Source organism: bacterium, from assembly GCA_026398675.1.
GTDB lineage: Bacteria > RBG-13-66-14 > RBG-13-66-14 > RBG-13-66-14 > RBG-13-66-14 > RBG-13-66-14.
On the sequence record JAPLSK010000175.1, the window covers coordinates 1 to 9,933 of the forward strand.

A 9,933-nucleotide genomic window follows, 5' to 3' on the forward strand; every position below is an offset into this window, starting at 1 on the left:
CGAGGGAGTACCGCCAGTCGGTGAGGGACATGACGTTCCCGGATGTTTTCTCCCAGTACCAGGCGAAGAAGATGTAATACGTCCCCTCGTCCGACGGGGCGGTGAGGCTCAGGTCCACGTCGAAGGTGGCCGTCCCGGAGGGGATGTTCGAGGTTATCTCCCAGTAGCTCGATTCGTTGTCCCCGTAGCTCGGGGTGGCGGCCAGGGGGGCGGAGCTGGAGGAGGAGCCGGCGTTGTCGGTCTCCAGGGTTGCCGTTCCGCTGATGCTATCGCCGGGCGCCACCGTCAGTACGGGATCGGACGGGTCGAGCTCCTGCTCGTTCACCATAGCGGAGACGAGGGTACAGGTGGAGGTTTCGGTCTCCGAGGGGCCGGTGGGGTCGTCGCAGCCGAAGTTGGGGAAGGAGCAGCCGACGATGGGGGCTTTATCCGAGGCCCCCGCCACCAGTTGAGGCCCCACGAGGAGCAGAATGGTGAGGATGAAGATGTAGAAGGACGCCGGCCGTTTTTTCAAGAATACTCCGCGGACATGTGCAACATTAGCTTATGAGCAGAGAGGCGTATTGTCAAGGCTGCGCCTTTCGAAGAGGCAAGGGGTTTAACCGAGCGAAGCGAGCTATGCCCCCGGCAAAACCCCTTGTCTTCAATTAAAGAAGACGCGCTTCAGATCGGAGTAGAGGGCGAACAGCAGGAGTGAGCCCAAGAGTACGATACCGACGTACTGTATCATCTGGCGCGTCTTCAGGGACATTGCTCGGCCGCGGACCGCCTCCACGACCAGAAGAGTGACCATCCCCCCGTCCAGCATGGGAATCGGCAGGGTATTCATGATGCCCAGCATGACCGAGAGGAGGGCGACGAAGCGCAGAAATACGCTGAAGCCCGCTTCGGCCATCTTACCCGAGACGGAGGCGATGGAGATGGGTCCCCCGATGGCTTCCGAGGCGGGTATGCGCTGGGCCATCAGGAGGTAGAGCACGGTGTAGAACTCGAGAGCCGCGGAGAAGGTCTCGTCGGTGGATTGCCCGAGCGAGCCGAAGAGCCCCGGATCCACATGGCGCACCTCGCCGCCCAGGGCGAACGTCTGATCGTCGAGAAGATCCAGGGGGACGTCCAAGGCAAAGTCTTTCCCGCCGCGCTGGAAGGCTACGGTGACTTCGGCGGGCGGCGTTTCCATCTTTTTCAGCTCGTCCAGGCGCGTCGCGTAATCGTCGGCGCTCGCCACCGGAGTGCCGCCCAGCGACAGTATCCGGTCCCCTTCCTTGAAGCCCAGGTTCTCCCCCGAGGGGTTAATGGCGCTCACAACCGGCTCTAGGTGGACCCGGATGCCGACCTGGGAGAAGCCGGTCTCGGGGTCCACCCAGGGGATCAGGGTGAACTCCCGATGCTCGCCGCCGCGCTCGATGGCGATGGTCAGCTCGTCCCCCGTCTGGAGGGTTATGCGACGGCTGAGCTCGCTCCAGTCCGCGACGGGCTCGCCGTCCACGGCGACGACCAGGTCGCCGGCCTCAATGCCGGCCCGCGATGCGGGACTTTGCTCGCCCTCGGGCAGCTCTGCGATAACCTCTCCGATGACCGGTTCGATGTGGAGCTCGTCGTAACCGCCCAGGTTGACGGCGAAGTTTATTAAAAGCGCCAGGACGATGTTGGCCAGCGGGCCCGAGAGGTAGACGATTATACTTTTCCAGGCCGGGGTGGAGTTGATGTGGGAGGGCTCCGCGGCCAAAGGGTTCTCGGTGGCGTCCCCGGCCAGGCGGACGTAACCGCCGATGGGCACGAGGGAGAGACAGTAGTCGGTTTCGCCGCGCCGAATGCCGAAAAGGCGCTTGCCGATGCCGATGGAGAAGCGTTGGACGCCGATGCCGAGGATTTTAGCCGCGACGAGATGCCCCAACTCGTGGACCGCGACCACCAGCCCGAAAGAGATTACGAACCCGAGGATGTCGGAGAATATGCCTTGCATGCCTTGGGGGGTTGGCGGACTCTACAGTCCGTGAGTCACGATCGCGGAGGCCAGCTCCTTCGCGGTTTCGAGAGCGGAGCGGACCTCGACCAGCGTGGTATATCCCGGCGCGCCTAATTCGTCCAAAACGCGCTCCAGGACGCGCGGGATGTCGGTGAACCGGATTCTCTCCGCCAGGAAGGCCTCCACGGCGACCTCGTCGGCCGCGGAGAGGTGCGCCGGCGCCAGGCCGCCCGCCGAGAACGCCCGACGGGCCAGCCCCAACGCCGGAAAGCGGCCTTCATCCACCGGGAAGAACGCGAGCCCGTCAGTCTGCGTCAGGTCGAGTCTGGGCGCGGGGCCCGCGACCCGGTCCGGGTGGGTCAGGGCGTACTGGATGGGCAGGAGCATGTCGGGTCGCCCGAGCTGGCCCAGCACGGAGCCGTCGGCGAACTCCACCAGACTGTGCACCACCGACTGCGGGTGGACGATCACATCCACGTTTTTGATTCCGAAGAGCCAGTGGGCCTCGATGATTTCCAGCCCCTTGTTGAAGAGGGTGGCCGAGTCCACGGTTATCTTGGTGCCCATGTTCCAGTTGGGATGCCGGAGAGCCTCGCCGGGGGTTACGCCCGTCAGATCGGATCGGTTCAGGAAGGGTCCGCCCGAGGCGGTGATGATGAGCCGGGCGACCTCGCACCGGGGGCGGTCGCCCAGGCACTGCCAGATGGCCGAGTGCTCCGAGTCAATGGGGAGAAGCTCCACGCCGTGTTCTTTGGCGGCTTCGACGAAGAGCGCCCCGGCGGCGACCAGGACCTCTTTGTTGGCCAGAGCCACGTCCTTGCCGGAGCGGACGGCCTCGTATGTCGCCTCGAGGGCCACGGAGCCGGAGCTGGCGGCGACGAAGGTGTCCGCCCCTTCCAGGCGGGCGAGCTTGATCAAGCCCTCGGCCCCCGACGCGATCTCGGTTCCGCCCCCCTTGACCTTTTTCGCCAAAACCTCAGCGGCGGGCTCGTCGAAGAGGACGGCCAGTCGCGGCCTGAACTCCTCGATTTGGGCGAAGACGTCCTCCACCTCGTCCAGGGCTCCCAGGGCGGCGACCGGAAAACCCAGGGACCGCGCGACGGTGAGCGTCTGTCTCCCGATAGAGCCGGTCGAGCCGAGGATGGAGAGCGTCCGTTTACGCATGAAGTATCAGCCCAGTGTGCCGCTCCACAGCCCGGCGTGGTGGAGACTGATCAGGTAGATGCAGGCCGCCGGCATGGCCATAAGAAAGCTGTCCAGCCGGTCCAGGAGGCCGCCGTGACCGGGGATGATGTTGCCGGTATCCTTCAGCCCCGCGTCGCGTTTGAGCGCCGAGACGGTCAGATCGCCAATGAAGGCCCCCAGCGCCACCACCGCTCCCAGAATGAGGGTGTATCTCCCCTGGAGGTTGGCGTTCAAGAAATAGTTTTCGATGGCCCAGGCGCCTACCGCGGCCAGAACGACGCCCGCGACTAGGCCCTCCACGGTCTTTTTCGGTGACAGTTGCGGGGCGAGCTGATGACGGCCCAGGAGGGAGCCGACTACGTAGGCCCCGGTGTCCGCAATCCACAGCGCGGCCAGTGTGACCACCAGCAGCGGCGCCCCCTTGTTCCCGAGCCCCAGAATCAACGCCGCCCCCGTCCCCAGGCCCAGGTAAAAAGAGGTGAGGACGCTGCGGGCGAAAATGTCCAGCGCGCCGACATAATCGCGCCGCAGGACCGTCAGCGCGTTGACCAACACCGCGCCCAGGGCGCCGTAGGCCAGGCCCTCGGCCCCGCGGATCCAGGCTCCGCCCAGGATGATGAGCGCGCCCAGACCGGAGAGAAGAGGCTCGGCCGGCCTTCCTTTTTCCCCTGTCAAGTTGCGCATCTCGTACACGCCGCCGACGACGCACAGTCCGAGAAGGATCACCCAGCGCCAGGTGGAGCCGTTCCAGGCACAGAAGAGAAAAACACCGGCCCAGACCAAGCCGGACAGGATTCGGATGAGAAAATTCGTTTTATTTTCTTCCATGGCCTTGTTCCGTGCAGGCTAATCGAAAGTGGTCTCGAAATCAACCACACCGTCCCCCCGGACGGTGACCGTCAAGTGGTAGGCGCCGGCCTCCTCGAGGTAACCGCCGGAAACCATCCGCCGAGCGTCCGACGAATCACCGTAGTCGAGCGTCACATCGCTTTCTCCGAGAGGCTCGACGACGACGGTCGTCTCCCCACCCGCGTCCAAGGTTCCGATGGTGTACGCGTCCCCATCCTCCAGGGTGAGGACGACCTGGGTGAGCGGCCCGCCGCCGGCGTTGATCACCGTCACCCGGGGATACCCGCCGGAGCAGGATGTCAACAGGACCGCCAGGAGCAGAATCCTTCTCCACGCGTTCATCGTTTTACATCCGTCCCGACGCCGCCGAAGCGGCGTTCCCGTCCCTCGTAGTCCTTGAGCGCCCGGTAGAGCTCCTCCCTGGAAAACGCGGGCCAGAAGACCCCGGTGAGGTAGAGCTCGGCGTAGGCTATCTGCCAGAGCAGGAAATCGGAGACGCGCAGCTCGCCCGAGGTCCGAATCAAGAGGTCCACCTCGGGCTGACCGGCGGTGTAGAGCATTTGGTCGAAGGCGCGCTCGTCCACAAGGCCTTCGGGCAGCGTCCCGGTTCTCTCCTCCTCCAGCAGGCGGTTGACCGCGCCCAGAATCTCCGACCGTCCGCCGTAGCTCACCGCCAGGTTGAGGTTGAGCCCGGTGTTCTTGGCCGTCATCTCCTCGTCCTCGACGATGGCCCCCCGCACCGCTTCGGGGAGCATCCCCCGTTCGCCGAGGGACCGGAAGCGGATGTTGGAGTACATCATCTCCCCGAGCTCGCTTTTGAGGTACTTGACCAACAGGCGCATCAGGACGTCCACCTCGGCCTTGGGGCGCTTCCAGTTGTCCAGGCTGAAGGCGTACAGGGTGAGCGACTCGATGAGGAGGTCGCCGCAGGCGCGGGTGATGTCCTTGGCCCGCTCCATGCCGCGGCGGTGGCCGAAGATGCGCGGCTTGCCGCGAGCGGCGGCCCAACGGCCGTTGCCGTCCATGATAATAGCCACATGGCGCGGGAGCCGCGTGAAGCGCGGAACCTTGGGCTTCTCTTTCTGGGTGTCGAAACGGGGCATAACATGTCCTGCCGGACGGTGAGCGGCCCGAATATTTTGATGGGAACGTGGAAACCGTCCCCATTGTAAGTTACTTCCGCCGAAGTTGCCATGCCGCCGTGATTCCGCCCGGACCATACCGCTCCCCGCCTCTGAGATGGACATCTTTTACTTAATCAGTTTATACTTTAAAGAGTTTTTATTTATAAACACTCGCAGGGAGGGATATTAAGATGAAGGAACGCCTTACACTACCGGCCCTGATCCTGCTGGGTCTGGCCATGACCCTTTCCGGCTGCACCAGCACCAGCGACTCCGGCGGCGGTGGCGACGGAGACGATAATTCAGGTGAGCTCGGATGGGCGCTCGACCTGGCCGATCCCGCCGCCGAGGGAGAGATGGACGACCCCAGTTTACTGAGATTCAGAGGCACGCTGGTGGACGACACCGGCAGGATTGACGACCAGGGGACGTGGCTCTTCTACTACGGAGATCTGGAAGGCGACCGGCAGCAGGTGCTGGCGGTAAATGTCACCCTCACGGGGCAAGTTATCACCTGCTGGTTTGACGCGGAGCAGATTGACCCATTCTGGACCGAACTCCCCGTTTACCGCGACGCGGAGGATTGGGTTGATGCCGCCGACGAGGCTCTCGACGCCGCCGGCGGCGTGGCATACGACTACCGCTGGGTGCAGGTGGACCCCGATGGCGACGATGATTATAGCGAGAGCGAGAACCTCTGCCTCGTCGCATACTTTACGGAAGAGGGCAATCTCATGGCCTTAGTGACCCTCGACGCCGACACCGACGAGGTTCTCGACCTGGACATCGAAGGGGAATAGGCGCACGAACAGAATTGCTGAACAGCAACCGGCGGGGATGCATTTCCCGCCGGTTGCGTTGGGCCGCCCAGCGGCCGTTGCCGTCCATGATTATCGCCACGTGGCGCGGGAGCTGCGTGAAACGCGGAACCTCGGGCTTTTAGATCTGGGTGTCGAAACGGTGTATAACATATCCTGCTGGACGATGAGCTGCCCGGACATTTTGATGGGAACGTGGAAACCGTTCCCATTGTAAGATACTTCAGTCGAAGTTGCCATGCCGCCGTGAGCCCGCCCGGACTTTCCCGCTCCACGCCGGGATGGACACCTTTAACTTAATCAGTTATACTTTAGTAAGTTTCATTCATGACCACTCGCAGGGAGGGATACTAAGATGAAGGAACGCCTTACACTACCGGCCCTGATCCTGCTGAGTCTGGCCATGACCCTTTCCGGCTGCACCAGCACCAGCGACTCCGGCGGCGGTGGCGACGGAGATGATGAATCAGGTGAACTCGGCTGGGCGCTCGACATTGCGGATGAGGCCGCCGAGGGGGAGATGAACAACCCAAGTTTACTGCATATCAGAGGTGAAAGAGTGGAAGACACCGGCAGGATTGACCATGGGAGGTGGATCTTCGACTACGGTGATCTGGAGGGCGACCGGCAGCAGGTGCTGACGGTCACAGTCCTCCCCGATGGATCGTTTGGCACCCGTTGGTATAATTGGTATGGATATTGGAACAAACTCCCCGTTTACCGCAACGCGGAAGATTGGGTGGACGCCGCCGACGAGGCCATCGACACCACTGGCGGTGTGGCTTACGACTACCGCGTGTTGGAGGTGGGCTCCGACGGCGACGATGATTACAGCGAGAGCGAGAACCTCTGCCTCGTCGCATACTTTACGGAAGAGGGCTATCTCATGGCCCAGGTGACCCTTGACGCCGACACCGACGAGGTTCTCGACCTGATAATCTTCAAATAGGCGCCGGAACAGAACTGCCGATCCGTTTCTCCAGCGGGGACACCTTTCCCGCCGACTGCGCCTCCTCGACTGCTTTTCCGACTCCGAGCCCCCTGAATAGCCCCCGGATTTCCATCCCTAACCCTACAAAAGGTTGGGTCCACCGGACCATAATCCCGGAGCCAAGCATGGACAGGAAAACCGAGTGGAGCGAGCTATGCCCCCGGCAAAAGGTCATCATCATGGGGGCCGCGGGGCGCGACTTTCACAACTTCAACACCTTCTTCAGAAAAAACCCCGCCTACGAGGTCGTGGCCTTCACCGCCACCCAGATTCCCGACATCGAGGGCCGCCGATACCCGCCCGAGCTCTCGGGTGAGCTTTACCCCAAAGGCATCCCCATCCACGAGGAACAGGCGCTGCCCCGCCTGATCAAAGACCTGGGCGTGGACTTCGTCGTCTTCGCCTACTCGGACGTTTCGTATGAATACGTCATGCACCGGGTCAGCCTGGTCAACGCCGTCGGGGCCAGCTTCATGCTCCTGGGCGGCTCCGCGGTGACCCTGGAGAGCACAAAGCCGGTCATCGCCGTCTGCGCGGTGCGGACCGGGTGCGGCAAGAGCCAGACCAGCCGCCGAATAATAGACATCCTCCAGGCCGCCGGGAAGAAGGTCGTCGCCGTCCGCCACCCCATGCCTTACGGCGACCTGGCGAAGCAGCGGGTGCAGCGCTACGCCGAGCTCTCCGACCTTGAGGATCACGACTGCACCATCGAGGAGATGGAGGAGTACGAGCCGCACATCGCCGCGGGCAACCTCATCTACGCCGGCGTGGACTACGAGGCGATTCTGCGCGAGGCGGAGAAGGAAGCCGACATCATCATCTGGGACGGCGGGAACAACGACACCTCCTTCTACCGGGCCGACCTGACCGTGGTGGTGACGGACCCCTTCCGGGCGGGGAACGAGCTATCGTATTACCCCGGCGAGACCAACCTGCGCCTGGCCGACGTCATCGTCATCAACAAGTTGGGGGCCGTGCCCCCGGAGAAACTGGCCCTCCTGCGGGAGAACATCCGCGCCACGAACCCAACCGCCGTGGTGGTCGAGGCGGCCAGCCCCATCTTCGTGGACGACCCGGCGGTCATCACCGGGAAGCGGGTGCTGGTCATCGAGGACGGCCCGACGCTCACCCACGGGGGGATGAAGTTCGGGGCCGGGACGGCGGCGGCGGAGAGGTTCGGCGCGGCGGAGTTCGTGGACCCGCGCCGGTGGGCCGTGGGCAGCATCGCCGAGACTTTTGAAAAGTACCCCGGAATCGGAGTGCTCCTCCCCGCCATGGGCTACGGCCCGGCGCAGGTCAAGGACCTGGAGGCCACGATAAAGGGGATGGTGAAGGACAAGGCCATTGACTCCGTTATCGTCGGGACGCCGATAAACCTCAAGCGGCTGATCGAAATCGGCTGCCCCGCGACGCGGGTGAGCTACGAGCTTCAGGAGATAGGGCGGCCGACCCTGGAGGATGTGCTGCGGGACCGGGCGCTCATCTGAGACGAAAGAGACGGGCGACCCCAGGGTTATCGAACACCGGACGTAGGGCGGCAACTCCGTGTGCCGCCCGATTCGCATTAAAAAGGGCGGGGTATAGAGCCCCCGCCCTACATTTACATTACCCACCGCTGACCTCAAAGCTCACCCGGCGAGGCGCTTCACCAGCTCGGCCACGCGGCGGCCCAGCTTCCGCCCGTGGTCCTTCGTCCTCTCATCGGGCGCGCCGGTGCAGGCTACGCCGTAATGCCCCGTGGCCGAGAGGGGGTCGCCGACCACCATCATCCCGTAGATGAGCATGGCCTGAAGGATGGAGAGGATGGTGGTCTCCTTGCCGCCGGTGGGGTCGTGGGAGGTGGCGAAGGCGGCGCCGATTTTATTCTCCATCTTCTTCCGCGTCGGCAGGAAGCGGTCTATCATCGCCTTCAGCTCCGCCGCCATCGTGCCGAAATACACCGGCGAGCCGAGGATGACGCCCTGGGATTCCAGAAAATCGTCCTGGACGACGGCGGATGTGTCCTTTAAAACGCAGGCGACCCCCTCGACCTCGCGCACGCCATCGGCCACGGCCTCGGCCAGGGCCCGGGTGTTGCCGGTCTTCGAGAAGTAGCCCACCAGAACCTGCATCTTCACTCCTTCTTCCTTTTCTTTAATAATTTTTCGACCCAGCCGGTGAGGAACCAGCAGCCGAGGGCAACCAGGCTCCCCCAGGCCATCCCGGCCAAAACGTCCGTGGGCCAGTGCACTCCGAGGTACACGCGGCTCACGGCCACCAACAGGGCCAGAGGGTAGGCGCCCCAGGCCAGTCTCTTATCGCCTAATGTGGCCACCAGGGCCAGAGCGAAGAGGTTCGCCGCGTGGAGGCTGGGCATGGAGCCCACATCGGCCGCGTGGTCCACCCAGGTAAAACTCCCGGCGGGCAGGGCGTAGCAGGGCCGCATCCGACCGAAGAGGGGTTTCAAAACGCGGTAGCCGATTAAATCGGAGAGGCCCACGGCCAGGATTAGGGCCGCGATAACGCGCAGGGCGCCCCACTTTTTGGTGTGGACGAACCAGGCGCAGACGACGAGCCCCAGGCCGATGCCGAACCAACGGTTCGACAACACGGTGAAGAGCCCGTCGAGGAAGGGGTTCCCCGTCGAGTTGAGCGCCCGGAAGAGGGCCAGGTCGAATCGGTCGTAAGAGGCGGTGAGCTTCTCCAGCATGGGCCGAACAACCGTTCGCTATGCGCCGATGAGCGTCCAGCAGGTTTCCATGACATCCTCGACGATAATCTCGGCGAGGCAGGCCAGGTCCCGGCGGCGTGGACAACGCTCCAAGCCGTTCTTGGTGCAGGGGCGGCAGTCCAGCGTCCGCTCCAGGACGCGCGCCTGCGCCCCGCGGGGGAAGTAGCCGAACTGATGGGTGGTCGGGCCGAAGAGGGCCACGGTGGGCGTCCCCACGGCCGTCGCAAGGTGCGTGAGCCCGGTGTCGTTGCCCACGACGACGGCGCACCGCTGGAGGAGGGCGGCCGTCT

12 protein-coding genes and 1 pseudogene are annotated in these 9,933 nt (G+C 63.7%); 3 read left to right on the forward strand and 10 right to left on the reverse strand.

Annotation, left to right across the window (positions count from 1 at the left end):
* The 6 genes from NTW26_05645 to NTW26_05670 form a co-directional block, all read right to left on the reverse strand.
* On the reverse strand, window positions 1-514 hold a 514-nt coding region (locus NTW26_05645; protein MCX7021746.1), incomplete at its 3' end, for a hypothetical protein.
* A gap of 129 nt (window positions 515-643) precedes the next feature.
* The gene (rseP, locus tag NTW26_05650) at window positions 644-1,963 is read right to left on the reverse strand and encodes an RIP metalloprotease RseP (protein ID MCX7021747.1); all 1,320 of its coding nucleotides are present in this window, start codon (window positions 1,961-1,963) and stop codon (window positions 644-646) included.
* A gap of 21 nt (window positions 1,964-1,984) precedes the next feature.
* Window positions 1,985-3,130: a 1-deoxy-D-xylulose-5-phosphate reductoisomerase gene (dxr, locus tag NTW26_05655; protein ID MCX7021748.1), complete on the reverse strand. Its 1,146-nt coding sequence runs from the start codon at window positions 3,128-3,130 to the stop codon at window positions 1,985-1,987.
* A gap of 6 nt (window positions 3,131-3,136) precedes the next feature.
* A complete protein-coding gene (locus NTW26_05660) occupies window positions 3,137-3,979 on the reverse strand; it encodes a phosphatidate cytidylyltransferase (protein ID MCX7021749.1) in 843 nt (280 codons plus the stop codon).
* Window positions 3,980-3,997: 18 nt separating this feature from the next.
* On the reverse strand, window positions 3,998-4,342 hold the full coding sequence (locus NTW26_05665) for a hypothetical protein (protein MCX7021750.1): 345 nt from the start codon (window positions 4,340-4,342) through the stop codon (window positions 3,998-4,000).
* Window positions 4,339-5,103 (reverse strand): isoprenyl transferase, encoded by a 765-nt coding sequence (locus tag NTW26_05670; GenBank protein MCX7021751.1) that lies wholly within the window; start codon window positions 5,101-5,103, stop codon window positions 4,339-4,341. The genes NTW26_05665 and NTW26_05670 overlap by 4 nt, the downstream gene beginning before the upstream one ends.
* A 212-nt stretch (window positions 5,104-5,315) precedes the next feature.
* Here NTW26_05670 and NTW26_05675 point away from each other — a divergent pair, with 212 nt between their 5' ends.
* Entirely contained in the window at window positions 5,316-5,924 is a 609-nt protein-coding gene (locus NTW26_05675) for a hypothetical protein (GenBank protein MCX7021752.1), read from the forward strand.
* Between the two features lie 52 nt (window positions 5,925-5,976).
* Here the strand turns inward: NTW26_05675 and NTW26_05680 are convergent.
* A pseudogene (locus NTW26_05680) lies at window positions 5,977-6,054 on the reverse strand (di-trans,poly-cis-decaprenylcistransferase).
* Between the two features lie 243 nt (window positions 6,055-6,297).
* On the opposite strand from NTW26_05680, the gene NTW26_05685 reads away from it, so the two are divergent.
* Together NTW26_05685 and NTW26_05690 are read left to right on the forward strand one after the other, a co-directional pair.
* Window positions 6,298-6,891: a hypothetical protein gene (locus tag NTW26_05685; GenBank protein MCX7021753.1), complete on the forward strand. Its 594-nt coding sequence runs from the start codon at window positions 6,298-6,300 to the stop codon at window positions 6,889-6,891.
* 167 nt (window positions 6,892-7,058) lie between these two features.
* Entirely contained in the window at window positions 7,059-8,420 is a 1,362-nt protein-coding gene (locus NTW26_05690; protein MCX7021754.1) for a cyclic 2,3-diphosphoglycerate synthase, read from the forward strand.
* A 141-nt stretch (window positions 8,421-8,561) separates the two neighbouring features.
* Here NTW26_05690 and NTW26_05695 read toward each other — a convergent pair whose 3' ends face one another.
* The 3 genes from NTW26_05695 to NTW26_05705 form a co-directional block, all read right to left on the reverse strand.
* Complete coding sequence (locus NTW26_05695; GenBank protein ID MCX7021755.1) at window positions 8,562-9,044, reverse strand: NAD(P)H-dependent oxidoreductase; 483 nt, start codon at window positions 9,042-9,044, stop codon at window positions 8,562-8,564.
* Between the two features lie 2 nt (window positions 9,045-9,046).
* A complete protein-coding gene (locus NTW26_05700) occupies window positions 9,047-9,622 on the reverse strand; it encodes a phosphatase PAP2 family protein (protein ID MCX7021756.1) in 576 nt (191 codons plus the stop codon).
* A gap of 18 nt (window positions 9,623-9,640) precedes the next feature.
* The coding region (locus tag NTW26_05705; GenBank protein ID MCX7021757.1) for a glycosyltransferase family 9 protein at window positions 9,641-9,933 on the reverse strand (293 nt) is incomplete at its 5' end.

What these genes read in the sequence shown, in the direction of transcription:
- NTW26_05700 (MCX7021756.1), bottom strand. Translation starts at nt 9,622, where the DNA reads ATGCTGGAGAAGCTCACCGCCTCTTACGACCGATTCGACCTGGCCCTC.
- NTW26_05685 (MCX7021753.1), top strand. Translation starts at nt 6,298, where the DNA reads ATGAAGGAACGCCTTACACTACCGGCCCTGATCCTGCTGAGTCTGGCC.
- NTW26_05695 (MCX7021755.1), bottom strand. Translation starts at nt 9,044, where the DNA reads ATGCAGGTTCTGGTGGGCTACTTCTCGAAGACCGGCAACACCCGGGCC.
- dxr (MCX7021748.1), bottom strand. Translation starts at nt 3,130, where the DNA reads ATGCGTAAACGGACGCTCTCCATCCTCGGCTCGACCGGCTCTATCGGG.
- NTW26_05665 (MCX7021750.1), bottom strand. Translation starts at nt 4,342, where the DNA reads ATGAACGCGTGGAGAAGGATTCTGCTCCTGGCGGTCCTGTTGACATCC.
- NTW26_05670 (MCX7021751.1), bottom strand. Translation starts at nt 5,103, where the DNA reads ATGCCCCGTTTCGACACCCAGAAAGAGAAGCCCAAGGTTCCGCGCTTC.
- NTW26_05690 (MCX7021754.1), top strand. Translation starts at nt 7,059, where the DNA reads ATGGACAGGAAAACCGAGTGGAGCGAGCTATGCCCCCGGCAAAAGGTC.
- rseP (MCX7021747.1), bottom strand. Translation starts at nt 1,963, where the DNA reads ATGCAAGGCATATTCTCCGACATCCTCGGGTTCGTAATCTCTTTCGGG.
- NTW26_05660 (MCX7021749.1), bottom strand. Translation starts at nt 3,979, where the DNA reads ATGGAAGAAAATAAAACGAATTTTCTCATCCGAATCCTGTCCGGCTTG.
- NTW26_05675 (MCX7021752.1), top strand. Translation starts at nt 5,316, where the DNA reads ATGAAGGAACGCCTTACACTACCGGCCCTGATCCTGCTGGGTCTGGCC.